The sequence below is a fragment of the Stutzerimonas kunmingensis genome, assembly GCF_002929225.1.
Taxonomy (GTDB): Bacteria; Pseudomonadota; Gammaproteobacteria; order Pseudomonadales; family Pseudomonadaceae; genus Stutzerimonas.
In genome coordinates this window covers 953,639-977,479 of sequence record NZ_PISM01000004.1, presented here as the reverse complement: position 1 = coordinate 977,479, position 23,841 = coordinate 953,639, and the positions used below count along the sequence as shown (strand labels likewise).

The 23,841-nt window shown below is 61.5% G+C and carries 22 protein-coding genes; 11 read left to right on the top strand and 11 right to left on the bottom strand.

Annotated features, from left to right (window positions below; translation table 11 throughout):
* The first annotated feature begins 55 nt into the window (after positions 1 to 55).
* Positions 56 to 727, top strand: coding sequence for a glutathione S-transferase (locus CW305_RS05740; protein ID WP_014820768.1), 672 nt, complete (start codon positions 56 to 58; stop codon positions 725 to 727).
* A 12-nt stretch (positions 728 to 739) separates the two neighbouring features.
* On the opposite strand, the gene CW305_RS23870 is transcribed toward CW305_RS05740, so the two are convergent.
* Both CW305_RS23870 and aceK read right to left on the bottom strand, forming a co-directional pair.
* The gene (locus tag CW305_RS23870; protein ID WP_260466202.1) at positions 740 to 862 is read right to left on the bottom strand and encodes a PA1414 family protein; all 123 of its coding nucleotides are present in this window, start codon (positions 860 to 862) and stop codon (positions 740 to 742) included.
* 193 nt (positions 863 to 1,055) lie between these two features.
* Positions 1,056 to 2,777: a bifunctional isocitrate dehydrogenase kinase/phosphatase gene (gene aceK, locus CW305_RS05735; RefSeq protein ID WP_104097316.1), complete on the bottom strand. Its 1,722-nt coding sequence runs from the start codon at positions 2,775 to 2,777 to the stop codon at positions 1,056 to 1,058.
* Positions 2,778 to 2,903: 126 nt separating this feature from the next.
* On the opposite strand from aceK, the gene CW305_RS05730 reads away from it, so the two are divergent.
* A complete protein-coding gene (locus CW305_RS05730; RefSeq protein ID WP_023445111.1) occupies positions 2,904 to 3,818 on the top strand; it encodes a DMT family transporter in 915 nt (304 codons plus the stop codon).
* 24 nt (positions 3,819 to 3,842) lie between these two features.
* On the opposite strand, the gene cysK is transcribed toward CW305_RS05730, so the two are convergent.
* Positions 3,843 to 4,817, bottom strand: a complete 975-nt coding sequence (cysK, locus tag CW305_RS05725) for a cysteine synthase A (protein WP_014820772.1) — start codon at positions 4,815 to 4,817, stop codon at positions 3,843 to 3,845.
* Positions 4,818 to 4,940: 123 nt separating this feature from the next.
* Between cysK and CW305_RS05720 the strand changes: the two genes are divergently transcribed.
* The 4 genes from CW305_RS05720 to CW305_RS05705 all read left to right on the top strand — a co-directional run bounded on the left by CW305_RS05720 (position 4,941) and on the right by CW305_RS05705 (position 8,687).
* Positions 4,941 to 6,011 (top strand): DUF748 domain-containing protein, encoded by a 1,071-nt coding sequence (locus tag CW305_RS05720; RefSeq protein ID WP_104097315.1) that lies wholly within the window; start codon positions 4,941 to 4,943, stop codon positions 6,009 to 6,011.
* Positions 6,012 to 6,154: 143 nt separating this feature from the next.
* Entirely contained in the window at positions 6,155 to 7,003 is an 849-nt protein-coding gene (locus CW305_RS05715) for an AAA family ATPase (RefSeq protein WP_014820774.1), read from the top strand.
* Between the two features lie 51 nt (positions 7,004 to 7,054).
* Positions 7,055 to 7,459 carry a GFA family protein gene (locus tag CW305_RS05710; RefSeq protein ID WP_014820775.1) on the top strand — a complete coding sequence of 135 codons (405 nt, stop codon included), beginning with the start codon at positions 7,055 to 7,057 and terminating at the stop codon, positions 7,457 to 7,459.
* Positions 7,460 to 7,508: 49 nt separating this feature from the next.
* Complete coding sequence (locus CW305_RS05705; RefSeq protein ID WP_014820776.1) at positions 7,509 to 8,687, top strand: vWA domain-containing protein; 1,179 nt, start codon at positions 7,509 to 7,511, stop codon at positions 8,685 to 8,687.
* A 72-nt stretch (positions 8,688 to 8,759) separates the two neighbouring features.
* On the opposite strand, the gene CW305_RS05700 is transcribed toward CW305_RS05705, so the two are convergent.
* The 3 genes from CW305_RS05700 to CW305_RS05690 are packed head-to-tail and all read right to left on the bottom strand — an operon-like array spanning position 8,760 to position 10,557.
* The gene (locus CW305_RS05700; RefSeq protein WP_041014581.1) at positions 8,760 to 9,275 is read right to left on the bottom strand and encodes a DUF2937 family protein; all 516 of its coding nucleotides are present in this window, start codon (positions 9,273 to 9,275) and stop codon (positions 8,760 to 8,762) included.
* Entirely contained in the window at positions 9,269 to 10,051 is a 783-nt protein-coding gene (locus CW305_RS05695; RefSeq protein WP_023445104.1) for a class II glutamine amidotransferase, read from the bottom strand. Before CW305_RS05695 ends, CW305_RS05700 begins: the two co-directional genes overlap by 7 nt.
* 35 nt (positions 10,052 to 10,086) lie before the next feature.
* A complete protein-coding gene (locus CW305_RS05690) occupies positions 10,087 to 10,557 on the bottom strand; it encodes an MFS transporter (RefSeq protein WP_042926897.1) in 471 nt (156 codons plus the stop codon).
* Positions 10,558 to 10,826: 269 nt separating this feature from the next.
* Between CW305_RS05690 and CW305_RS05685 the strand changes: the two genes are divergently transcribed.
* Positions 10,827 to 11,267 carry a universal stress protein gene (locus tag CW305_RS05685; protein WP_014820780.1) on the top strand — a complete coding sequence of 147 codons (441 nt, stop codon included), beginning with the start codon at positions 10,827 to 10,829 and terminating at the stop codon, positions 11,265 to 11,267.
* A 46-nt stretch (positions 11,268 to 11,313) separates the two neighbouring features.
* On the opposite strand, the gene CW305_RS05680 is transcribed toward CW305_RS05685, so the two are convergent.
* Together CW305_RS05680 and CW305_RS05675 are read right to left on the bottom strand one after the other, a co-directional pair.
* A complete protein-coding gene (locus tag CW305_RS05680) occupies positions 11,314 to 12,006 on the bottom strand; it encodes a DUF6901 family protein (RefSeq protein WP_014820781.1) in 693 nt (230 codons plus the stop codon).
* 167 nt (positions 12,007 to 12,173) lie between these two features.
* Positions 12,174 to 14,084: an ATP-binding cassette domain-containing protein gene (locus CW305_RS05675; protein ID WP_014820782.1), complete on the bottom strand. Its 1,911-nt coding sequence runs from the start codon at positions 14,082 to 14,084 to the stop codon at positions 12,174 to 12,176.
* Between the two features lie 290 nt (positions 14,085 to 14,374).
* Here CW305_RS05675 and CW305_RS05670 point away from each other — a divergent pair, with 290 nt between their 5' ends.
* Positions 14,375 to 16,297, top strand: coding sequence for a transglycosylase SLT domain-containing protein (locus CW305_RS05670; protein ID WP_104097314.1), 1,923 nt, complete (start codon positions 14,375 to 14,377; stop codon positions 16,295 to 16,297).
* A gap of 57 nt (positions 16,298 to 16,354) precedes the next feature.
* Here CW305_RS05670 and CW305_RS05665 read toward each other — a convergent pair whose 3' ends face one another.
* The 3 genes from CW305_RS05665 to yegS form a co-directional block, all read right to left on the bottom strand.
* Positions 16,355 to 17,155, bottom strand: coding sequence for an MOSC domain-containing protein (locus tag CW305_RS05665; protein ID WP_104097313.1), 801 nt, complete (start codon positions 17,153 to 17,155; stop codon positions 16,355 to 16,357).
* Between the two features lie 80 nt (positions 17,156 to 17,235).
* Positions 17,236 to 18,168, bottom strand: a complete 933-nt coding sequence (locus tag CW305_RS05660; RefSeq protein WP_014820785.1) for a chemotaxis protein CheV — start codon at positions 18,166 to 18,168, stop codon at positions 17,236 to 17,238.
* A gap of 118 nt (positions 18,169 to 18,286) precedes the next feature.
* Positions 18,287 to 19,198, bottom strand: a complete 912-nt coding sequence (yegS, locus tag CW305_RS05655; protein ID WP_104097312.1) for a lipid kinase YegS — start codon at positions 19,196 to 19,198, stop codon at positions 18,287 to 18,289.
* Positions 19,199 to 19,573: 375 nt separating this feature from the next.
* Between yegS and CW305_RS05650 the strand changes: the two genes are divergently transcribed.
* The 3 genes from CW305_RS05650 (at position 19,574) to CW305_RS05640 (ending at position 23,823) form a co-directional block, all read left to right on the top strand.
* A complete protein-coding gene (locus CW305_RS05650; RefSeq protein ID WP_014820787.1) occupies positions 19,574 to 21,001 on the top strand; it encodes an undecaprenyl-phosphate glucose phosphotransferase in 1,428 nt (475 codons plus the stop codon).
* A 154-nt stretch (positions 21,002 to 21,155) separates the two neighbouring features.
* A complete protein-coding gene (locus CW305_RS05645; RefSeq protein ID WP_014820788.1) occupies positions 21,156 to 21,593 on the top strand; it encodes a low molecular weight protein-tyrosine-phosphatase in 438 nt (145 codons plus the stop codon).
* Between the two features lie 13 nt (positions 21,594 to 21,606).
* Positions 21,607 to 23,823 (top strand): polysaccharide biosynthesis tyrosine autokinase, encoded by a 2,217-nt coding sequence (locus tag CW305_RS05640; protein ID WP_042926903.1) that lies wholly within the window; start codon positions 21,607 to 21,609, stop codon positions 23,821 to 23,823.
* The last annotated feature ends 18 nt before the right edge of the window (positions 23,824 to 23,841 follow it).

The following is a 23,841-nucleotide window of genomic DNA, read 5'->3' as shown; positions in this document are numbered from 1 at the left end:
GGCCACTGCTCTGCAGAGCGGCTATGCTTGCGACGTCCCCGCATGAGGAGCAGGCATGATCACCGTCCACCACTTGAACCACTCCCGCTCGCACCGCGTCCTGTGGCTTCTGGAAGAACTGGAACTGCTTTACGAGCTGAAGCGTTACCCGCGCGACCCGAAGACCATGCTCGCGCCAGCAGAGCTGAAAGCCGTACACCCACTGGGCAAGTCTCCGGTGATCACCGACGACGACCTGACGCTGGCCGAATCGGCAGCCATCCTCGAATACCTGCTGGAACGCTATGGCAACGGACGCCTGATGCCGCAGGGCGGCACTCCGGAATACCGTCGTTTTCGCTACTGGATGCACTACGCGGAAGGCTCTGCGATGCCCCCACTGCTACTGCGGCTGGTATTCGACCGCGTCGCCAATGGGCCGATGCCGTTCTTTGTTCGCCCCATCGCACGCGCAATCGCCAAGGGCGCTAACAGCGCCTTCATCGGGCCACAACTGAAGACCCATCTCGATTACATGGAAGCGGAACTGGAGAAGGCCGACTGGTTTGCAGGCAACACGTTCAGCGCAGCGGATATACAGATGAGCTTCCCGCTGGAAGCTGCCCGTGCCAGAGCCGGCCTGGACGAGAGTCGCCCACGCCTGATGGATTTTTTGCAGCGGATACAGCAGCGGCCCGCTTACAAACGAGCCGTGGAGCGCGGAGGACCCGCCTTGCCCACCGCGTAGACGCCACCAAACTCAGCGGCGACGGTGATCCTGCTCGCGCGGGGCACGTACCGGGATAGGTTGCATACGAGGCGGTTCGATCAAACCAAGAGCGACCGCCAACTTCCAGAACATCTCGTTGAGCCTTGCTTTCATGGTCACACCCTCCTGCGAAATAACGGGCTACATCGGAGCCATGCGGGCTTCGTGGACAGCATAATTCAACTTTGGCTCCGGCGCTCGTGCCCTTTGCAAGCGCAATCCCCGAATGGAGCGCCGCTTTGTTACGGCGCTTTACAACTGCGACCGAGGCGGCGCTGAGGCGTTCAAACGAATTCGCCGCCGGTCTTCAGTTGCGATCGGCCTTGCGTCGATAAGGGAACACATCGATCACGTTGCCGCTGCTAATGGCGTCCTGCAGCCCTTTCCAGTAATCAGCATCGTAGAGCTCGCCATGCAAGCTGGCGAAAAGCCGGCGCTGACCATGGTCGGCGAACAGAAAGCGCGGGAATTCCTCGGGAAATACATCGTTCGGCCCCACCGAATACCAGGGCTCGGACGCCATTTCATCCTCGGGATAGCGCGGCGGCGGAATATGGCGGAAATTCACTTCGGTTAGAAAGCTGATCTCGTCATAGTCGTAGAACACCACCCGACCATGGCGGGTGACGCCGAAGTTCTTCAGCAGCATGTCGCCGGGAAAGATATTCGCCGCCGCCAACTGTTTGATCGCCAGCCCGTAGTCTTCCAGCACCTCGCGCACCTGCTCGTCGCTGGCATGCTCGAGGTAGAGATTCAGGGGCGTCATACGGCGCTCGGTCCAGCAGTGGCGCACCAGCACGGTATCGCCCTGCACCTCGACCGTTGACGGCGCCACCTCCAGCAGTTCGGCCAGACATTCCGGATCGAATTTCGCCTTGGGGAAACGGAAATCTGCGAACTCCTGGGTGTCGGCCATGCGCCCTACCCGGTCGACGCTCTTCACCAGCCGATACTTCTCGATCACAGTGGCTCGGTTGACGCTCTTGATCGGCGAGAAGCGGTCCTTGATCAGCTTGAACACCGTATTGAAGCCCGGCAGCGTGAACACCGTCATCACCATACCGCGAACGCCGGGCGCCATGACGAAGCGGTCGTCAGTATTGGCCAGGTGATCGATCAGCGCACGATAGAACTCCGACTTACCGTGCTTGTAGAAGCCGATCGAGGTGTACAGCTCGGCGATGTGCTTGCCGGGCAGGATGCGCTTGAGGAAGCCGACAAACTCCGCCGGAATCGGCACCTCGACCATGAAATACGAGCGGGTGAAGGAGAAGATGATCGACACCTCCGCCTCGTCGGTGATCAGCGCGTCGGCAATGATGCCTTCACCCTCGCGGTGCAGTAGTGGGATGACCAGCGGCCACTGTTCGTCGCGGGTGAAGATCCGCCCAAGCAGGTATGCCCCCTTGTTGCGATAGAGCACCGAGACGAACAGCTCCACGGTCAGCTCCGGATCCTTGCAGACCCAGTCGGGCAGGGTCTCGTGCAATTGCGCCTGCAGGCGCCGCTGGTCTCCTGGCAAGTCGCAGTAGGGCACGGCGAATGCGTAATCGCCAAGGATCTGTTCGAGCATCCCGCTCAAGTCGCCGTTGGGCTGGTAGGTACGGGTTTGCGCCAGCCGTTCATGAGCACGCACCGCCGGTCGGGTGGTATGGATGAACATGGTGCCGTCGCTGATGCAGTCATGGCTGAACAGCCCACAGAAGATGGAGTTGTACCAGGTCTCCGACAGCTCGTCGTCGAAGCGTGGGTTGATCAACTCGATGTAGGCACTTTTGATCTGCGGCCAGGCCTCGACCTGAAGCAGGTCGGCGTGATCGAAACCGGCCAGCAGGCCACGCCGGGTTTCACCAACCTTCTCTTCGTAGAGGTTGATCCGCGCCGCCGATGCGCGCTGCGCTTCCTGCCATTGCGCCTGCTCGAAGCGCGCCCGCGCGCCTTCGGTGATCAGGCGAAAGTGCTCTCGGTAGTCGTCGAAGCCCAGAAGGATCTGCCGAGCGATTTCAGCGGCCAGTTTCTGCTGCACCATGATGCACCCACTGCAGGACATGAACGTCCGCCGAGCTTAGCAGCACGCAGTTTGAAAGTCGGTTTCGGATTGCCAGTTGGCTGATGGGCGACAACACTTGCAGCTCCCTTCCGGTGGAGCCGCCCCATGCGCCCGCTCGACATGTTCCGCCTGCTTGCTCTCGCCGCCATCTGGGGCGCAAGTTTTCTTTTTCTACGCATCATTGCCCCAGTGCTCGGCACCTTTCCCACGGCGTTCTTTCGTGTGTTGCTGGCAACCGCAGGGCTGCTGGTCATCCTGCTGTTACTGCGCACGCGCTGGGATTTTCGCGGCAAGCTGGGGTTGTGCCTGGTGCTGGGCGTGATCAATTCCGGCTTGCCGTTCGCACTGTATTCGGTGGCCGCGCAGCTGGTGCCGGCTGGCTATTCGGCGATCTTCAATGCCACCACGCCGATGATGGGCGTACTGATCGGCGCCCTGTTCTTCGCCGAGGAGTTGACGCTCGCGAAGATTATCGGCGTTTTCAGCGGGCTCGGAGGCGTGGCATTGCTGATGCGAATCGGGCCGGTGCCATTCGACACGGAGCTGCTGCTCGGCGCACTGGCATGCCTGGGCGCCACCGCCTGTTATGGCTTCGGCGGCTTTCTCACCCGCCGCTGGATCAACCAGGGCGAAGGCCTGGACAGCGAGGTGGTCGCGTTCGGTAGCCAGCTCGGTGCGGCGCTGTGCCTGTTGCCATTGTTCGGACTGTCGTTACTGAATGCGCCGCCGGTGAACTGGGGCGATTCGACGGTCTGGCTGAGTCTGCTAGGTCTGGGGCTGGTCTGTACGGCGTTCGCCTACATCCTCTACTTCCGCTTGCTGGCGGATATCGGACCGGTCAAGACACTGACGGTGACCTTCCTGATCCCGCCATTTGGCGTGCTGTGGGGCGTTATCTTTCTTGATGAGCCACTTTCCTGGGCTTACGTCCAGGGCGGTGCGCTGATCGCGCTCGCGCTGTGGTTGATTCTGCGCCAGGCGCCAACCACACGGCCAACGGCGCAGTTGCGACGCAGCTGAATTGCTCAGCTGCGTCGCACCGCATCACTGCACCAGTTCCTGCTCGCTGAACATGTCGGTGAACAGCATGCTGGATAGGTAGCGCTCGCCGGAATCCGGCAGGATCACCACGATGTTCTTGCCCTGCATCTCTGGACGCTCAGCCAGACGGACCGCCGCCGCCATCGCTGCGCCGCAGGAAATGCCGCAAAGAATGCCCTCTTCACGCATCAGCCGCAGCGCCATCTGCTTGGCCTCCTCGTCGTCGACGAGTTCGACCTGATCGACCATGGACAGGTCGAGGTTCTTTGGCACGAAGCCTGCGCCGATCCCCTGAATCTTGTGCGGGCTGGGCTTGACCTCGTCACCCGCCAAGGTCTGGCTGATAACCGGCGAGCTGGTCGGCTCCACGGCAACGCTGAGGATCTGCTTGCCCTTGGTGTTCTTGATGTAGCGCGAAACACCGGTAATGGTGCCGCCCGTTCCGACGCCGGCCACCAGCACATCGATGCTGCCGTCGGTGTCGTTCCAGATCTCCGGGCCGGTGGTCTTTTCATGGATCGCCGGGTTGGACGGGTTCTCGAACTGCTGCGGCATGTAGTACTGCTCGGGGTTCGAAGCCGCGATTTCGGCGGCCTTCTCGATCGCGCCCTTCATGCCTTTCGCCGGCTCGGTAAGCACCAGTTCGGCACCAAGAGCTTTCAGCACCTTGCGCCGCTCAAGGCTCATGGAAGCCGGCATGGTGAGCATGAGCTTGTAGCCGCGTGCAGCGGCAACGAAGGCCAGACCGATCCCGGTATTGCCCGAGGTTGGCTCGACCAGCGTCATGCCGGGCTTTATCCGGCCGCTGTCTTCGGCATCCCAGATCATCCCGGCACCGATTCGGCACTTGACGGAGTAGGCCGGGTTCCGGCCTTCGATCTTGGCCATGATGCTGACGCCCTTGGGACCAAGGCGGTTGATCATGACCAACGGGGTGTTGCCGATGGAGCGTGCGTTGTCTGCGAATATGCGACTCATGGGAATGCCCTGTCCGAGGTGTACCAGACCAATCAGCCTATGCGCAGTCCAGGCGTCAGTCCAGCCGAACTCACGGCGGAAACCTGGGGTCCATCGTCAACACGCCCACATCCCCGGAATGCCATGACCCGTCGCCTGCTTCCCCTGTGGATTCTTCTCGCACTCGGCCTGCTGCTGATCGTGGTGCACCTCGCCCTGCCCCACCTGGTACGCAATTACCTGAACGAAAAGATGGCCGACATGGGCGACTATCAGGGCCATGTCGAAGACGTCGATCTGGCTTGGTGGCGCGGGGCTTATCGCGTCGAAGGGCTGTTGATCGAGAAGAAGGACAAGCGCGTACAGGCGCCGCTGTTGAAGGCGCCAGGTATCGATATCGCCATCAGCTGGGACGCAATCCTGCGGCACCGCGAGATCGTCGGTGAGGTGATCTTCGAACAACCGCACCTGAACTTCGTCGATGGCGGCGACAGCGGCGATTCACAAAGCGGTAAAGGAGTCGATTGGCGCGACCAGCTCGATGCCCTGATACCGATCACGCTGAACGAGATTCGCGTTGTCGATGGACAGCTGTCCTTTCGCAACTTCTCTTCCGACCCACAGGTGCACGTCTACGCCAGCGACATCCAGGCCAGCCTGTATAACCTGACCAACACCGATGATACCGATGGCACCCGCACGGCAGCGTTCGAGGGCACCGGCAAGCTGTTCGACCAGGCGCCGATCGAGGCGACGGCCAGCTTCGACCCATTTACCGACTGGGAGGACTTCGAGGTCAATCTGCGCGTCACCGAGGTACCGCTAAAGCAGCTGAACGACCTCAGTCGCGCCTATGCCGACTTCGATTTCGCCGGCGGAACGGGTGATCTCGTCCTCGAAGTGCAGGCCACCGACAGTCAACTCGACGGCTACATCAAGCCGTTGCTGCGCAACGTGGATATCTTCGATTACGAACAGGACGTGGCAAACGAGCACAAGGGCTTCTTCCGCGGCCTCTGGGAGGCCGTGGTTGGCGGCGGCCAGGAGGTGCTGGAAAACCAGCGCAAGGATCAGTTCGCGACCCGTGTCGAGCTGTCCGGCACCACCCGCGAAACCGACGTGAGCCCATTCCAGGCCTTCGTCGAGATACTGCGCAACGCCTTCGTCGAAGCTTTCTCGGCTCGATTCGAACGATCCGTGAGCGATGACGAGTGACCAAGCGGCGCCACCAGAAGCGCACGCGCAGCCATTCAGTGACTGAATGATGCTCTCGCGTTCACACTCACACGAGCTTCCCTTATAGTCCCCTCCTGACTACAACGAGCGCCTGCGTGCCAGGCCCGCCGAAGGAATCCGCAATGAAATTCGAAGGCACCCAGTCCTACGTCGCCACCGACGACCTGAAACTCGCGGTCAACGCCGCCATCACCCTGCAGCGCCCGTTGCTGGTCAAGGGCGAACCCGGCACCGGCAAGACCATGCTGGCCGAGCAACTGGCCGAATCCTTCGATGCCAAACTCATCACCTGGCACATCAAGTCCACCACCAAGGCGCATCAGGGCCTCTACGAATACGATGCGGTAAGCCGCCTGCGCGACTCCCAGCTGGGCGTGGACAAGGTCCATGACGTCCGCAACTACATCAAGAAAGGCAAGCTGTGGGAGGCCTTCGAGAGCGAGGAGCGGGTCATCCTGCTGATCGACGAAATCGACAAGGCCGACATTGAGTTCCCCAACGACCTGTTGCAGGAGCTCGACAAGATGGAGTTCTACGTCTACGAGACCAACGAAACCATCAAGGCGACCCAACGGCCGATCATCATCATCACCTCGAACAACGAGAAGGAGCTGCCTGACGCCTTCCTCCGCCGTTGCTTCTTCCACTACATCGCCTTCCCGGACCGGGAAACGCTGCAGCGCATCGTCGATGTGCACTACCCCGACATCAAGAAGGATCTGGTCAGCGAGGCGCTGGACGTGTTCTTCGACGTGCGCAAGGTGCCAGGGCTGAAGAAGAAGCCCTCGACCTCAGAGCTGGTCGACTGGCTGAAGCTGCTGATGGCCGACAACATCGGCGAGGCAGTGCTGCGCGAGCGCGACCCGACCCGCGCCATCCCGCCGCTGGCTGGTGCTCTGGTGAAGAACGAGCAGGACGTGATGCTGCTGGAGCGTCTAGCCTTCATGAGTCGACGCGCCAACAGCCGCTGATCGGTGCCGGCTTCGGTGGCGCCGGTCGCGCACTCACTGGAGGAACAAACCATGCAAACGCATACCGGTAGTTGCCTGTGCGGCGTCGTGCGCTATCGCATCGACGCCCCCATCGACGAGTTGACCCACTGCCACTGCAAGATGTGCCGCAAGGCCCATGGCGCCGCCTTCGCCAGCTACGCGAGCGTGCCACTGGACGCCCTGCACTTCATGTCAGGCAAGGATCAGCTGGGCGTTTACCACTCCTCCGAACATGTGACGCGCACCTTCTGCATCCGCTGCGGCTCCAATCTGCTGTTCGTCGACAACCGCGAGCATGAGGTCGGCGTCGCTGCCGGGACCCTCGATTCACCGCTGCCGGCACCGCCGCAATCGCACATCTTCGTCGACTCCAAGGCGGCGTGGTACGAGATTCACGACGCACTGCCCCAACACAACGGCGACAGCCCCCGCTGAGCGCCCCGAACATTGCGCACTATCCACGGTGCGTCAGAGGTTTTCTGCCATGCTGCTTGGCCTGTTCAATGAGATGCGCGCTGCCAAGGTGCCGGTATCGGTGCGCGAACTGCTGGACCTGATCGATGCGCTCAAGCACCGCGTCGTATTCGCCGACATGGACGAGTTCTATTTCCTGGCACGCACGGTTATGGTCAAGGACGAGCGCCACTTCGACAAGTTCGACCGGGCCTTCGGTGCCTATTTCAAAGGTTTGGAAAATCTCGATCAGCATCTCGAGGCGCTGATCCCCGAAGACTGGCTGCGCAAGGAATTCGAGCGCAGCCTGACGGACGAGGAACGAGCGCAAATCCAGTCCCTAGGCGGCCTGGACAAGCTGATCGAAGAGTTCAAGAAGCGTCTCGAGGAACAGAAGGAGCGCCACGCCGGCGGCAACAAGTGGATCGGCACCGGCGGCACCAGCCCCTTCGGTTCGGGCGGCTACAACCCCGAAGGCATCCGCATCGGCGACGCCGGCAAGCGCCAGGGCAAGGCGGTGAAGGTCTGGGACCAGCGCGAGTACAAGAACCTCGACGACCAGGTCGAGCTCGGTACGCGCAACATCAAGATCGCCCTGCGCCGCCTGCGCAAGTTCGCCCGCCAGGGCGCGGCGGACGAGCTGGATATCGACGGCACCATCGACCATACCGCGCGAGATGCCGGCCTGCTCAACATCCAGATGCGCCCGGAGCGGCGCAATGCGGTGAAGCTGCTGATCCTGTTCGACATCGGCGGTTCGATGGACGCCCACGTGAAGGTCTGCGAAGAGCTGTTCTCGGCCTGCAAGACCGAGTTCAAGCACCTCGAGTACTTTTACTTCCACAACTTCATTTACGAGTCGGTGTGGAAGAACAATTTCCGCCGCACTTCGGAACGCACGTCGACCCTGGACGTGCTGCACAAGTACGGCGCGGACTACAAGGTGGTGTTCGTCGGCGACGCGGCGATGGCACCCTATGAGGTCACCCAGCCGGGCGGTAGCGTCGAGCACTGGAACGAGGAAGCCGGCTACGTCTGGATGCAGCGCTTCATGGAGAAGTACAAGAAGCTCATCTGGATCAACCCCTACCCAAAAGACACCTGGGGCTACACCACGTCCACCGGCATCATCCGCGAGCTGGTGGAGGACCGCATGTATCCGCTGACGCTGAGCGGGCTCGAAGACGGGATGAAGTTTCTGGCGAAGTGAGTTGATCCGTCCGTTCGCCAGCCGCTACCCGGGCCGCGACTAGCCCAGGCAATCGGCAGTGCAACCATCAACTCACGAGCGAAAGGCACGGTAGCGGCGCCGCGAGCGGAACGGGAAGCTTGCCGCCAGCAGCAGGCTCTCCACCAGCCAGGCCAGCAACAGTGCGCAACTCAGCCCCCAGGCAATGGCTTCGGGCGCCAGCAGGACCTGGAAGCGATAGCTGCTCCATACCTGCTCGCGCAGACTGCGCTCGGCGCCGAGCAGTACGTGAATGGCGCGTGCGTACCACGGTCGCTGCATCGCCTGCCACTCGCGCTCGAGCAGGCGGGCCCGCGCCACCAGATGCTCGACGCTTTGAGCGTCGTTCTGGAAAACCGGGTCGTCGCTATCTCGATAGTGCTGCACTAGCGCATCCAGATCGCCGCTGAAGAAGCGCCGCGCTGTGTCCTGAAAGCCGTGCAAACCCTGCTCGGCCTCAAGGCGCCTCGCCTCGACGTGCTTGGCATAGGCATCGATGAATCCCGGCACCTGTACGCCCACCAGCAAGCCGAACGCAAACAGGGTCAGGCGCAGATAACTTCTCAGCATGCCGCCACCTTGCCCTGCGCGACGCATTCGCCCTGTTGCCAGAGGCTCCATTGACCGGGCTCGTGCAGGGTCCATTGCTCGTTATTGGTCAGCGGTTCGGTCGCCAGCACGGTGACGACATCGTCAGGGGTGGTTTCGGCATGGAAGTTCACCGTCAACTCGGCGTCTCTGAGTTGAGCAGGGCCGAACGGGGCGCGCCGGGTGATTTCCGCAAGCTTGGTGCTGCAGAAGCTGAACAACCATTCACCGTTGCTGAGCAGGCAATTGAACACGCCCTTGCGGCGATACTCGTTGCAGGCGCCGAGCAACACGGGCAGCAGGCTCTGCGGGTCGCAACGGTCAGGGAAATCCAGTCGGATGCGGTTCAGCAGGTCGCAGAAGGCGCGCTCGCTATCGGTGTCGCCGACCGGGCGATAGATGCCCTTGCCAGGCTCGAAGTCCGAAAGCTGACCATTGTGCGCGAAGCACCAGTGCTGCCCCCAGAGTTCGCGGACGAAGGGGTGGGTATTGACCAGGGAAACCTTGCCGACATTGGCGTGACGAATGTGGCCGATCACCACTTCGCTCTTGATCAGGTAGCGCTGCACCATCTTCGCCACCTCGGATTCGCAGCTGGCGACGGGGTCCTGAAACAACCGCAAGCCGCGCCCCTCATAGAAGGCGATACCCCAGCCATCCTTGTGTGGGCCGGTCTTGCCGCCCCGCTGCATCAGACCGGTGAAGCTGAAAACGATATCGGTTGGAACATTGGCGCTCATGCCCAGCAGCTCGCACATGCGTCATCTCCGCTCGGTTTCTGTGAATCGCTCGACTAGAGCCTGGGTTCGGTGCGCATCCGCCCGCGTGACGGCGTGTAGTCCAGCTCGTCATCGCTGTCATCTTCCATGCGTTCGCGCAGCGTCCGGCTGTCCTCGGCTTCGTCCGCAGTGTCGCGGCGGCGTCGATACTTTCGCTCGATCGGCCAGCGTATGGCGACGAGCAGCAGATACAGGCCGAACGCGATCAGCCCGTACATGGCCAGATCCGCCACGGCGCGCCAGGCGTTGTTGCCCACCTGGAAGATCATGTCCATGGCGGTAATGGCCACCGCTGGCGCGAAGAGTTCCTTCGCCGGGTCAACGATGGTCGGCGTGAACAGCAACACAGCCGCGATCAGTCGTAGCGGCTCGCGCAACCAGCGCCACATTCCGCGCGTCACCCGGAACCAGAACAGCAGGCATCCCAGCGCGGCTATCCCGTAGAGAGCCCAGGCGAGCGAGTAATCGGAGTCGAACATCAGCATGGTGTTTTCTCGGTGACAGCCGTTCACAACTGCCAGCGGCGGCTGGCCAGGCAACAGGGCGCATTCAGCGTCGCCACGGGCATGCTATGCGTCGCAGCGACAAGGGCGGCCATGATAGCAGCCTGTGTCCCTCAGCCGTCATCGATGGTGACAACAAGCCACTGGCGAAGGCCGAAGCAAGGTCGTATAAACCTCTTAAACGAGGGGTTATCCCCAAACATCGCCGGGACGGCTGCCTCAGGCAACCGGCAAGCAAGGAGAAACACGCCATGCCCTACCAACACATACTGGTCGCCATCGACCTGACCGAAGAGTGCCATCCGGTCGTGGCTCGTGCCCAGGCGCTGGCCAGCACCTCGAATGCCAAGCTGAGCCTGGTGCACATCATCGAGCCGATGGCCATGGCCTTCGGCGGCGACGTGCCGATGGACCTTTCGATGCTGCAACAACAGCAGTTCGACCAGGCACGCGAGCGCATGAACGGCTTCGCCGACAGCTACCCGGGCCTGGCACCGGAGAATCGCCACCTCGCCTACGGACAGCCCCGCCAGGAAGTACACCGCCTGGCGAAGGAACAGGGCTGTGATCTGATCGTGGTCGGCAGCCATGGTCGCCACGGACTCGCCCTGCTGCTGGGGTCGACCGCCAACGACATCCTCCACGGCGCGCCGTGCGATGTACTGGCCGTGCGTTTGAAAAAGGCCGATTAGCCAGGGCGCAGCGCAGGGTGAAGCCACTCTGCGCAAGCTGGCGAGCTCAGACCGCTTCGACGCCCTCGCCCGCACTCATCACCAGCGGGCGGATCTTCTGCAGTTGCGTCTCGAGCGAATAGGTCAGGCTCGACGCCATGGAAAAGAAGGTCAGAAAGGCCTTGAGATTGGAGTCGGCGTGACAGGTATCGTGAATACGCTGCCAGAACGCCTGGTTGACCAGTTGCAGCTGCTGAAATGAACGCACCAGCCCGCGCAGTTCCCAGTCCGCATGGCGACCCTCGCGCAGGTTGAAATACTGCCGCGCCAGATAGAGCGATACCGCCCGCAAAACGAACTCGTTGTTGCTGGCAAATGGCAAATGCTGCTTGGCCATGGGCTTGAGTCCGCCGAGCACCGGGCAGGCACTGGTAGCCATGATCACCCCGAGCAGTGCCCGCAGCCCCTCGTCCAGACCAACCTGCTTGGTGTACTCACGCTCCGGGGTGCGCACCCATACCAAGGCCTTCTTCACTGCCGGCAGGCCCTGGAAATCCTCGATCACCCGGTGCAGGTCGACCGCCGCTGGGCAATGGCTGAAATCGTCCTTGCTCAGTGGGCAATTCGAGCAGCGCTGATGCTCCAGACGGGTCCATTTCGGCGCCTGCGCGGCGACCTCCCTGTCGTACTCACGATCCAGCTCGATCCTGTAGCTGAAGTCGTGTTCATCATCCAGGGTAATGCGGTATTCGATTGCCATTAACGCTCCATCATTACTGCATGATCCGATGCGGATACTTAACTACGCGCCAGCACGCCGGGCATTGATCCATCTCATAAGCCGTGATGGGGAGCCGCATCGTCGGGCAGCGATTGGTGTGGCGCGGGCCCCAGCAACCCGCACTCCTGCTCGCCAGTGTGGCGGGATTACTCCTCCAGCTCTGCCCAGCGCTCCAGCAAGCCGTCCAGCTCCAGCTGCAGCGCTTCAAGGCGACTCAGCACCGCAGCGGTCACGTCTGCCGGCTGCTGATAGAAGGCCGGATCGGAGATCTGCGTCTGGAGCGCCTCGATAGCCTGTTCCGCCTCATCGATCTTGCCCGGCAAGGCCTCGAGCTCGCGCTGCAACTTGTAGCTGAGCTTCTTCTTCGCCGGCGCGACCTCGGCAGCTGCCGACGCGACCGGAGTCTGCTGCGCTTTCTTGGCGTCCTTCGTCTCGCCGCCGGACTCTGCAACACCCAACAAACGCGGCGAACCACCCTGGCGCAACCAGTCCTGGTAGCCGCCAACGTATTCGCGTACCTCACCGCCGCCCTGGAACACCAAGGTGCTGGTGACCACGTTGTCGAGAAAGGCCCGGTCGTGGCTCACCATCAATACGGTGCCCTGGAAACCGAGCAACACCTCTTCGAGCAACTCGAGAGTTTCCACGTCGAGGTCGTTGGTCGGTTCGTCGAGCACCAGCAGGTTGGCCGGCTTACTGAACAGCTTGGCCAGCAAGAGCCGTGCCCGCTCGCCTCCAGACAGCGCCTTGACGGGCGTCCGTGCCCGCTGCGGGCTGAACAGGAAGTCGCCGAGATAGCTCAGGACATGACGATTCTGGCCATCGATGGTGATGAACTCACGTCCTTCGGCGAGGTTGTCGACCACGGTCTTTTCCAGCTCCAGCTGGTGACGCAATTGGTCGAAATACGCCACTTCGAGCTTGGTGCCGAACTCTATGGAACCGCTGCTCGGATGAAGCTCGCCCAGCAGCAGCTTGAGCAACGTGGTCTTGCCGGTACCGTTGGCACCGAGCAAGCCGATGCGATCTCCGCGCTGGATGACCATGGAGAAGTTCTTGATCAGCGGATCGCCGCCGACATGGGCGAACGTCACATCCTCGGCAACGATGACCTGCTTGCCGGACTTCTCAGCGGTTTCCACCTGGAAGGTTGCTTTGCCCTGCACGTTACGGCGCTCGCTGCGCTCGGCGCGCAGCGCCTTCAATGCCCGCACGCGGCCTTCATTGCGGGTACGCCGCGCCTTGATGCCCTGGCGAATCCACACCTCTTCCTGTGCCAGCTTCTTGTCGAACAGCGCATTGGCCGTTTCCTCAGCCGCCAACTGCTGCTCCTTGTGCACCAGGAAGCTTGCGTAGTCGCCATTCCAGTCGATCAGGTGGCCGCGGTCCAGTTCGAGGATGCGGGTCGCCAGGTTCTGCAGGAATGCCCGGTCGTGGGTGATGAACAGCACGGCACCGTTGAAACCGGTAAGCGCCTCTTCCAGCCAGGCGATGGCACCGATATCCAGGTGGTTGGTGGGCTCGTCGAGCAACAGCAGATCCGGCTCGGACACCAGTGCCTGGGCCAGCAGCACGCGGCGGCGCCAGCCACCTGAGAGTTCGGCCAGGGTGCGGTCAGCCGGCAGCTGCAGGCGGCTCAGGGTGCTGTCGACCAGTTGCTGCAAGCGCCAGCCATCCTTCGCCTCGAGCGCTTGCTGCACATGCATGAGCTTCTCGAGATCGGCGTCGTTCTGGATGTTCTGGCTGAGGTGATGGTACTCGGCGAGCAGCTCGCCGACCCCGGCCAGGCCTTCAGCGACCACATCGAATACCGTGCGGTCGTCCGCTCGCGGGAGCTCCTGCGGCAGTTCGCCGATCTTCAGCCCCGGGGCACGCCAGATTTCCCCATCATCGGCGGCACGATCACCTTTGACCAGGCGCAGCATGCTGGATTTTCCGGTGCCATTACGGCCAATGATGCAGACCCGCTCGCCTCGCGCGATTTGCCAGGACACGCCGTCCAGCAACGGCGTGGTGCCGTAGGCGAGAGATACATCGGTGAACTTGAGCAGGGTCATGACTACCTCCGGAAAACAGGGCGCGCAGTCTAACAGATCGCCATGGCCCACCCGCTGTGAGCAAGCTTTATCAGCCGCACGGGGCTATCGCATCCGTTTGCTGTCGATGGCCACACGAGCCATGGCAGGTACGCTCGTCGGAAGTCTGCCTTTGTTTGTTACGGGAGCTTAATGCGCGTTTAACTGCCCCGTGCGGCAGGCTAAGCTAGCCCCTGCAACAGGCCGATTGCGGCTGTGCCCAGGCGCAGCCGATCACCTGTCATCTCAAGCCCCCGTTTTACGGATGTACCATGCGCGGCCGACTCTCCAGTTTGTGTTTCTGCCTGTTCGTTTCAACCCTCGGCCTGGATGCGTCCGCCGCCAGTCTCAGTCAGCAGCGCCAGTATTACGACCAGGCCAAGCAGGCCATGGCCAAGGGCGACAGCGGCCCCTACCGGCGTTATTACAACGCCCTGCGCGACTACCCGCTCGAACCTTATCTCGCGTACGACGACCTCACCCATCGCCTGAAATCGGCCAGCAACCAGGAGGTGGAGAAGTTTCTTGCCGAGCACGGTGACCTGCCACAGATCAGCTGGATGAAGCTGCGTTGGCTGCGTCTTCTGGCCGCGCGTGGGGACTGGCAGACCTTCATCCGCTACTACGACCCGAAGATGAATTTCACCGAGCTCGACTGCCTGTTCGGCCAGTATCAGCTACGCAACGACCTGCCAGGTGCCGATGCCACGGCCGAGCGCCTTTGGCTGGTCGGCAAGTCGCAGCACAACGCCTGTGATCCGTTGTTCGAACTGTGGGATATCAAAGGGTTGCTGACCGAAGAGCGCCGCTGGAAGCGCACCAAGCTGGCAGTCGAGAGCGGTAACTACGGCGTGGCCAGCTATCTGGTCAAACGCCTGCCGACCCTGCAACCTCAGGGGCAGTTGATGATCGATGTCGCGCAGAAGCCGCAAATGCTTCGCCAGTCTGATCGCTTCGTGCCAACCAGCCCGGAAATGGCCGACGTCGTGTCGCTCGGATTGCGCCGCCTAGCCCGTCAGGACCCGGAGCAGGCGCTGAATCTGCTCGACGGCTACGCTCGGCGCTTCGCCTTCTCGGCCGAAGAGAAGGTCGCCATCGCCCGGCAGATCGGTCTGACGCTGGCCAAGCGTTTCGACGCACGCGCCCTGAAAGTGATGGCCGAGTACGATCCCGAACTGCGTGACAACACCGTCAGCGAATGGCGCGCCCGGCTGCTGCTGCGCCTGGGCCAGTGGGATGACGCGTACCGGCTTACCCAACGTTTCCCCGAAGACCTGGCCAATACCAATCGCTGGCGCTACTGGCAGGCACGCAGCCTGCAACTGGCCAAGCCCGAAAGCCAGCAAGCGGCACAGCTTTACCAGCCGGTTGCCAAGGAGCGGGACTTCTACGGCTTTCTTTCTGCCGACCGCATTCAGGCACCGTACAAGCTCAACCACCAGCCACTGGCGCTCGATAGCAAGGTCGTGCAAAAGGTGCGCAACACCGCTGGCATCCGCCGCGCGCTGGAATTTCACGACCGCGGGCAGATCGTCGATGGCCGCCGCGAGTGGTACCACGTCAGCCGTCTCTTTAGCAGGGACGAACTGGTGGCGCAGGCGCGGCTTGCCTATGAAAAGGAATGGTATTTCCCGGCGATCCGCACCATCAGCCAGGCGCAGTATTGGGACGACCTGGACATTCGCTTTCCCATGGCCCACCGCAGCACGCTTATTCAGTCAGCCAGGGCCCGAGAGATTCACCCGAGCTGGGCATTCGCCATCACCCGCCAGGAAAGCGCGTTCATGGCCGACGCCCGCTCCCATGTCGGCGCCACTGGACTGATGCAGCTGATGCCGGCCACGGCCAAGGAAACTGCCAGACGTTTCAATATCCCGCTGGCCTCACAGCAGCAGGTGCTCAACCCCAACACCAATATCCAGCTGGGCACCGCCTATCTGAGCCAGATCTACGGCCAGTTCAACGGCAACCGCGTGCTCGCCTCGGCCGCCTACAACGCCGGGCCGGGTCGCGTACGTCAATGGCTGCGCAACGCCGAGCACTTGTCATTCGATGTCTGGGTGGAAAGCATTCCGTTCGACGAAACCCGCCAGTACGTGCAGAACGTGCTGACCTACTCGGTCATCTACGGGCAGAAACTGAACTCGCCGCAACCGCTGGTGGAATGGCACGAGCGCTTCTTCGAATCTCAGTGATGCGGCGGCTTTCAGGCAACCGAACAGGCCTGCTCACTTGGGCAGGCCTGGCTGAAATTACTCCAGCACTTCCACCGGCATCCCCACCTCCAGCTCACCGGTGCCTTCGGCGATCAGGTTCTGACCGAAGAAGACACCGCCCTTCCCTTTGCGATATGTGAGCAGCGTATTCAGCGGTTCACGATCGGGATCGCGCTCGGCGGTGAACGGGTCGAGGGTGGGAATGACGCAGCGTGAACAGGGCTTGACGATGCGAAACGCCAGCTGACCGATGCGAATACGCGTCCAGCCGTCCTCGGCATAAGGCTGCGTACCGCTGATGACCAGATTCGGGCGAAACCGCAACATTTCCAGCGGGCGCCCAACGCGGCGAATCAGGTCGTCCAGAGAGCCCTGACCGATCAGCAGAAAGGGAAATCCATCGCTGAATGCCGTGCGCTCGCCCAGCCTTGCGTAGTCAAGATCGACTTGAATGCCGTCGTCTTCGGGCAGATACACCAGACGGCAGGGCTGACCGAGAAAATCCGTCAGCCAGGCCGCTGCGGCATCGCCGGCATCAGGCACCACGGCATTGGAACTCCAGATCTGCACGCAGCGCATTACCTTGGCATCCGGCACGGCAACCAGCAGCTCCTGCATGCCGGGCGCAGTCAGCCGCAGCGCGGTTTCGCCGTCCCAGTGCGCCTGTAAAAGCGCCATTGTTGGTACAGCACGCTGGGTAAGAAAGCGACCTGTGCCGGCCGCAACCACCATCCAGCGCCGATCACCGACCAGACCCAGCGCGTCACTCGCGCATTGCTGCAGCGCTTCGCCAGCGGCCGATTTGAGAGGGAAGCGATAGAGCGAGGAGAGATGCATGCGGCGCCTCCTGAGGGGAAGCGCAGCAGCATATCAGGGCTCGACTGCGATGTTCAGCAGCCGACAGAGCGAGGGACTGATCAGTCCTGCTCTTCCATTTTCAGACGGTCCTGGATCACGTCCACGAGCTTTTCCGGCTGGAACTTGGAAAGGAAGTTGTCGCAACCGACTTTCTGCACCATCGCCAGGTTGAAACTGCCCGACAGCGAAGTGTGCAGCACCACGTACAGATCACGCAGGCGCGGGTCGTGACGAATTTCCGTGGTCAGGCGATAGCCATCCATCTCCGGCATTTCGGCGTCGGTGAAGACCATCAGCAACTTGTCGGTCAGCACCTCGCCGGCATCGGCCCAGGCCTTGAGCATGTTCAGGCCCTTCAGTCCGTCGCTGGCGGTGTGAACCTTCAGCCCGAGCTGGCTGAGGGTTTCGCGCAGCTGCGAGAGGGCGACGGTGGAATCGTCCACGCAAAGCACTTCGCGGCCTCTGGCGCGCTCGAGCATCGGATCAGCCAGGCGTTCGGCAGAAATGCTGGTGTCGTAGGGCACGATCTCGGCGAGCACCTTCTCCACATCGATCACTTCCACCAGCTCGTTATCGACCTTGGTGATGGAAGTGAGGTAATGCTGACGACCGGCCGTGGTTGGCGGCGGCATCACTTCTTCCCAGTTCAGGTTGACGATGCGATCCACGCCGCCGACCAGAAACGCCTGTACGGTGCGGTTGTACTCGGTGACTATGATGGTGCTGCGCTCATCCGGCACCAACGGTCGCAGCCCGATGGCGCGAGACAGGTCGACCACCGGCAGCGTCTGCCCTCGCAGGTTGACCACGCCGCAAACCGAGCTGTGGCGGTGCGGCATCAGGGTCATCTTCGGCAACTGGACGACTTCCTGCACCTTGAAGACGTTGATGGCAAACTTCTGCCGCCCGCCGAGCCGGAACATGAGAATCTCCAGGCGATTCTGCCCCACAAGACGGGTACGTTGATCGACTGAATCGAGAATGCCGGCCATTTCCAGGCTCCTTGGGAAAACATGGTAAAAGGCATATCGGCCGGATGCTCCAACGCTTTATGCGACGCAGCGTGTTTTTTATGCCGCGCGTCGCAACCGTCGGAATGGCAAACAGGGGTTATTGCTTGTCGGCATTGTGCAACAGCAAGGGAGAGTCAGGCGGCAGGTGCATGCGCAATGCGCCGGCGCGCACTTCGAAGCGCAGATGGGCGCTGCGGAACGGCTCGCCGTCCAGATTGATGTCGATCTTCGTCGGCGCCTCTACCTCGAGCCAGGGCACCCGCGCGCTGACGGACACAGCCTCGACTCCGAGCAATCCGCCGCTGAGCAATGTTCCCAGCGTACCGACGGCATCGGCCGGCGCAGGCACGATGCAGACATCGAGCAAGCCGTCATCGACGCTCGCCTGCGGGCATAGCAGCTGGCCACCGCCCGCCTGGCGGCCATTGCCGATCCCTAGCGCCAGAAACTCGCCCTCCCATTCGAAATCCGGACCGCTAAAGCGGCCGCGGGCCGCATCGATCTCGGCAAAGCGCGTCAGCCCGGTCAGCAGGTAAGCACCACCACCTAGGAAACGCTTGAGTTCTTCCGGGGTGCTGGCAGTTACCCGCGAACCGAAGCCACCGGTAGCCATGTTGACGAATGGCCGACCGTTCATCATGCCGATGTCGACGGCCTGCGCAGGCTCGTCCAGCAGCGCCAGCGATTCGAATGGATCGAGCGATATACCGGCAGCCTTGGCAAAATCATTTGCGCTGCCCAGCGGCATCAGTGCCAAGGTCGCGTCTGCCCCGATCTCCAGCATGGTTTCGGCAACTTCACGCAGGGTGCCATCGCCACCACCGGCAACCAGCATTCGGTAGCCCGCACTCAAGGCCTCCTGCACCAGCCGTTGGGCGTCACCAGGTTCCCAGGTCACACGAACCGCCAACTCCCAACCCAATTCACGCTGCTGTTTGACAGCCTCGCGTACCTCCTCATTGAGCGCCTGTTTTCCATGCAGTATCAGCAGCGCCTTGGCATCGCTCATGGCTGTTCATTCCTCGCTATTCGCACCGTTTCATAAGACAGGACCCAGCGCCGGAAGTTGTGCGAAACAAGCGCAGCGGTATTAATCCAAAAGTTCGATCAATGGCGCCGTCGGTCACCGAATGCGCGCACCCAGGTCTTCCAAGACATCCGCAAGTTCCGTCTAAACCTCTTTCAAAACAGTGGTTTGCAGGCAGATCGTGGTTTTCAGCATTTTTTTGGCAGGCCTTTGACTAGTACTGAACTCATTCTGAGAGGCACGGTCGGAGCAGGAGTCCCGATCACGGTTGCGATGGCGGCCTGCTATCACCCTCCCGCGTGCCGCGGCGATTAATTCGAGATTTGAGCCAGCTTTGAGCTGAGGATGGAGCCTTGTATGCGCGTACAGTCAGTTGGAACCCTTGAATATGCTCACCCGAGTTTCGTCGATTACTTCCTTGCCAGCATTCGCCTGATACATGCCCTGACGGCCATCCTGCCGGGGCTCCTGCTTCTGGCCTTCATGGAGCTGCCCACCAGCGGCCCGTTCAGCGCCTTCCTCGGCTTCTTCGCGGTACTGAGCGTCATCATTTTCCAGACCGTTGGCATCTACAGCGAAGAGGTGTTCAGCACCCTGCTGCGCTTCCGCGTGATGTTCGTCGCCTGGGCGGCAGCGTTCAGTTTCCTGGTCTTTATGCATCAAGGCATGGGCATGTTCGGTTATCTCGAGGCCAAACACCTGGCGTTCTGGTTCCTCACCAGCACCATCCTGTTTGGCGCCGAACGCCTGGCGATGCTTGCGCTGTTCCGTCGCCTGATGGCACGCGGCATGTTCCTGCAGAACGCCGTGATCCTCGGCGGCACCGACAATGGCGTACGCGTTGCCGAGTACCTGCAGAACCACCGCGATATTCGCACCGGCGTGCTCGGCTTTATCGACGATCGCCTCGAGCGTCTGCCCAAGGAGCTGGCCAACCTGCCGCTGCTGGGCAACACGCGTGATCTCGAACAGATGATCCGTGAAGAGAAGGTCACCCAGGTGCTGGTCGCCCTGCCCTGGTTCGCCGACAGCCGGATCGGCCAGTTGATCGCCGAGCTGCGCAAGCTGCCGGTCAATGTTCTGCTGGTACCCGACATGGTCGCCTTCCGCCATGCCGACAAGCGCATCACCGAGGTCGGCGGCCTGCCGACCCTGATCGCGTCGGATCTGCCGCTGCGCGGATGGTCGCCGATGTTCAAGCGTCTGGAAGATATCGTCATTTCCAGCATCGCCCTGCTCGCCGCCGCGCCGGTCATGCTGGCGATCGCCCTGGCGATCAAGCTCGACTCGCCAGGCCCCGTGCTCTTCAAGCAGAAGCGCTACGGCTACAACAACCGCCTGATCGAAGTTTTCAAGTTCCGCTCGATGTACCACGAGAAGTCGGACGCCAACGCCGATCGGCAAACCACCCGTGGCGATGATCGCATCACCCGTGTGGGCCGCTTCATCCGCAAGACCAGCCTCGACGAGCTGCCTCAGCTGCTGAACGTCTTCCTCGGCAGCATGTCAATGGTCGGTCCGCGCCCTCATGCCACGGCTACCAAGGCTGCCGGCGTGCTGTTCGAGGATGCCGTGGCCGAGTACTCCGCGCGCCATCGGGTCAAGCCAGGCATCACTGGCTGGGCACAGATCAATGGCTACCGCGGTGAAACCGACACGCTGGAGAAGATCGAGAAACGCGTCGAGTTCGACCTGGATTACATCGAGCGTTGGTCCGTGTGGTTCGACCTCTACATCCTGGTGCGTACCCCGCCAGCGCTGCTGCTCAACAAGGATGTGTACTGATCGGCAAACGCGCTGAACACCGCCGAAAAAGATCAGAAAAGCCGCATCACAAGATGCGGCAGGAAGGAACTAATGACACTCCCAAAAATCTCACATTCGTTCACCCCGGGCCGCACCCCGGCGGCTGCGAAGTTGCAGCCACGAGGTTGATCCCATGTTCAAGAACATCTTGATCGTCTGTGTCGGAAACATCTGCCGAAGCCCCACGGCCGAAGCGCTGTTCGCACACAGACTCAGCGGCCAGGACCTGACGATCAGCTCGGCAGGGATTGGTGCATTAGTAGGTAACCCGATGGACAAGACCGCCCATGAAGTACTGCAGGACAACGGGCTGGAGCTACCAGCTCACTGCGCGCGCCAGGTCGACAGCCACATGCTGCACCAGGCGGATCTGATCCTAGCGATGGAGCATAGCCACATTCAGCACATTCGCCAGATCGCACCTGAAGTGCACGGCAAAACGTTTCTCATCGGTAAATGGCAGGACGAGCTGGAAATCCCGGACCCGTACCGCCAATCCAAACCCGCGTTTGAACATGTCCACAATCTCCTGACGAAATCCGTCGAGAGCTGGCTTCCTTACCTGAAATGAAGAAGGAACTTCGATGACAACCATGCCCCGCCCGATCTATGAAACCAAAGAGGACAAGGACATCGACTTGGCCCACCTCTTTGACACCTTCATCAACAACCGCCTGCTGATCCTGGGCATCACCGGGTTCTTTGCAGCCCTGGGGATCGCCTACGCCCTGCTTGCGACGCCGGTCTATCTCGCCAGCGCGATGATCCAGATCGAACCGAAGAACGGGCTGCCAAGCCTGACTGACGTGGTCAACACCAATCCGCCGGTGTCTCCGGCGCAAACCGAGATCGCGCTGCTCAAGTCGCGCTCGGTGGTTGGTGGTGCCGTTGCCAGCCTGAATCTCGACATCCAGATCACCCCCCACCACTTCCCGATCATCGGCGGCTTCATGGCGCGCCGCTTCGAGCCGAGCGAAGAAGGTGAATTGGGTTGGCACCCTGCCGGTCTGGGCGCTTACGCCTGGGGTGGCGAGACGCTGAAGGTCACTCAGCTGGAAGTGCCGGACAAGGTCCATGGCAAGGAGCTGACACTCGAAGCGGCAGAGAACAACGGCTTCATCCTGCGTGACAAGGACGACGAGGTCGTGGTTCAGGGTGTCGTTGGCGAGCCGGTCGAGACAGAGGACTACCGCGTCACCGTGGCTGAGCTGAATGCACGGCCGGGCACCACCTTCACCGTCGTCAAGAACCGTACCTACAACACCACGGAAAGCTACCAGCAGCGTCTGTCGGCTGCCGAACGCGGCAAGCAGTCGGGCATCGTCAACGTGACCCTCGAAGACCCCAACCCGGAGCACGCTATTCGCGTTCTGGAAGAGGTCGCCAGCCGTTATGTAGACCAGAACGTCGCGCGCAATGCCGCCGAAGCCACCCAGAGCCTGGAGTTCCTGAATGAGCAGGTGCCAGCCGTACGCAAGAAGCTGGAAGCTGCGCAGACAGCCCTGAACAAGTACCAGACCGGCTCGGGCTCCGTGGACATCACTGCCGAAACGCAATCCGTGCTGGACCGCATCGTCGATCTTGAGAAGCAGATCTCCGAGCAGAACCTCAAGCGTACCGAGATGGAACGCCGCTTCACCCGTCAGCATCCGAACTTCCAGGCATTGATGAACCAGATCAACCAACTGCAGATGCAGAAGGAAGAACTGGAGAAGCAGATCGGCACCCTGCCGTCGACCCAGCAGGAACTGCTGCGCCTGACCCGTGACGTGGAAGTTTCCTCGGAAACCTATTCCATGCTGCTGAACAAGACCCAGGAGCTGGACATCATTCGCGCTGGCACCGTAGGCAACGTGCGCATCATTGACCATGCAGCCGCGGATCTGGAAAACCCGGTCAAGCCGAACAAGCCGCTGGTGGTGATCGTCGCGACCCTGCTGGGCGCCCTGCTCGCTACCGCATTCGTCTATGTGCGTGAAGCACTCAAGCGTGGCGTCGAGAACCCGGAAGACATCGAGCGTACCGGCACCCCGGTGTATGCCTCGATCCCGTTCACCGACAAGCAGGCCGCGCTGGAAAAACGCCTGGCCAACTTCAAGCGCGACAAGAGCACCGCCTCTTACCTGCTGACCATCAACGACCCGGCCGACCTCGCCACCGAAGCCATGCGCAGCCTCCGTACCAGCCTGCACTTCGCGATGATCGAGGCCAAGAACAACGTCCTGATGATCACCGGCCCGAGCCCTGCGGTGGGCAAGTCCTTCGTCACCACCAACCTCGCCGCGGTCGTTGCACAATCCGGCAAGCGCGTGCTGCTGATCGATGCCGACATGCGCAAGGGTTACCTGCACAAGGTCATGCGCTGTGACGGTGACAAGGGCCTGTCGGACATCCTCTCCGGCCGCATCACCCTGTTCGATGCCATCCAGAAGACCCAACTGAACAACCTGCACGTGATCACCCATGGCCAGCTGCCGCCGAACCCCTCGGAGCTGCTGATGCACGAGAACTTCTCGCGCTTCGTCAAGGAGATCAGCCACATGTACGACCTGGTGATCTTCGATACCCCGCCGATCCTGGCGGTCACCGACGCCGCGCTGGTCGGCAGCCAGGCTGGTACCACACTGATGGTCACCCGCTATGCGCTGAACGGTGTGAAGGAAATCGAGGCAGCCAAGCGTCGCCTCGAGCAGAACGGCCTGATCGTCAAGGGCGTTATCTTCAACGCAGTGGTTCGCAAAGCTTCGACCTACGGCGAGTACGGCTACTACCAGTACGAATACGCCAGCACCAGCAAATAAGGTGAGTGCATGGCGACG

What these genes read in the sequence shown, in the direction of transcription:
- CW305_RS05740 (WP_014820768.1), top strand. Translation starts at nt 56, where the DNA reads ATGATCACCGTCCACCACTTGAACCACTCCCGCTCGCACCGCGTCCTG.
- CW305_RS23870 (WP_260466202.1), bottom strand. Translation starts at nt 862, where the DNA reads ATGAAAGCAAGGCTCAACGAGATGTTCTGGAAGTTGGCGGTCGCTCTT.
- CW305_RS05665 (WP_104097313.1), bottom strand. Translation starts at nt 17,155, where the DNA reads ATGCATCTCTCCTCGCTCTATCGCTTCCCTCTCAAATCGGCCGCTGGC.
- CW305_RS05660 (WP_014820785.1), bottom strand. Translation starts at nt 18,168, where the DNA reads ATGGCCGGCATTCTCGATTCAGTCGATCAACGTACCCGTCTTGTGGGG.
- CW305_RS05715 (WP_014820774.1), top strand. Translation starts at nt 6,155, where the DNA reads ATGAAATTCGAAGGCACCCAGTCCTACGTCGCCACCGACGACCTGAAA.
- cysK (WP_014820772.1), bottom strand. Translation starts at nt 4,817, where the DNA reads ATGAGTCGCATATTCGCAGACAACGCACGCTCCATCGGCAACACCCCG.
- CW305_RS05690 (WP_042926897.1), bottom strand. Translation starts at nt 10,557, where the DNA reads ATGCTGATGTTCGACTCCGATTACTCGCTCGCCTGGGCTCTCTACGGG.
- CW305_RS05645 (WP_014820788.1), top strand. Translation starts at nt 21,156, where the DNA reads ATGTTCAAGAACATCTTGATCGTCTGTGTCGGAAACATCTGCCGAAGC.
- yegS (WP_104097312.1), bottom strand. Translation starts at nt 19,198, where the DNA reads ATGAGCGATGCCAAGGCGCTGCTGATACTGCATGGAAAACAGGCGCTC.
- CW305_RS05675 (WP_014820782.1), bottom strand. Translation starts at nt 14,084, where the DNA reads ATGACCCTGCTCAAGTTCACCGATGTATCTCTCGCCTACGGCACCACG.
- aceK (WP_104097316.1), bottom strand. Translation starts at nt 2,777, where the DNA reads ATGGTGCAGCAGAAACTGGCCGCTGAAATCGCTCGGCAGATCCTTCTG.
- CW305_RS05685 (WP_014820780.1), top strand. Translation starts at nt 10,827, where the DNA reads ATGCCCTACCAACACATACTGGTCGCCATCGACCTGACCGAAGAGTGC.
- CW305_RS05720 (WP_104097315.1), top strand. Translation starts at nt 4,941, where the DNA reads ATGACCCGTCGCCTGCTTCCCCTGTGGATTCTTCTCGCACTCGGCCTG.
- CW305_RS05710 (WP_014820775.1), top strand. Translation starts at nt 7,055, where the DNA reads ATGCAAACGCATACCGGTAGTTGCCTGTGCGGCGTCGTGCGCTATCGC.
- CW305_RS05680 (WP_014820781.1), bottom strand. Translation starts at nt 12,006, where the DNA reads ATGGCAATCGAATACCGCATTACCCTGGATGATGAACACGACTTCAGC.
- CW305_RS05650 (WP_014820787.1), top strand. Translation starts at nt 19,574, where the DNA reads ATGCGCGTACAGTCAGTTGGAACCCTTGAATATGCTCACCCGAGTTTC.
- CW305_RS05705 (WP_014820776.1), top strand. Translation starts at nt 7,509, where the DNA reads ATGCTGCTTGGCCTGTTCAATGAGATGCGCGCTGCCAAGGTGCCGGTA.
- CW305_RS05695 (WP_023445104.1), bottom strand. Translation starts at nt 10,051, where the DNA reads ATGTGCGAGCTGCTGGGCATGAGCGCCAATGTTCCAACCGATATCGTT.
- CW305_RS05640 (WP_042926903.1), top strand. Translation starts at nt 21,607, where the DNA reads ATGACAACCATGCCCCGCCCGATCTATGAAACCAAAGAGGACAAGGAC.
- CW305_RS05730 (WP_023445111.1), top strand. Translation starts at nt 2,904, where the DNA reads ATGCGCCCGCTCGACATGTTCCGCCTGCTTGCTCTCGCCGCCATCTGG.
- CW305_RS05700 (WP_041014581.1), bottom strand. Translation starts at nt 9,275, where the DNA reads ATGCTGAGAAGTTATCTGCGCCTGACCCTGTTTGCGTTCGGCTTGCTG.
- CW305_RS05670 (WP_104097314.1), top strand. Translation starts at nt 14,375, where the DNA reads ATGCGCGGCCGACTCTCCAGTTTGTGTTTCTGCCTGTTCGTTTCAACC.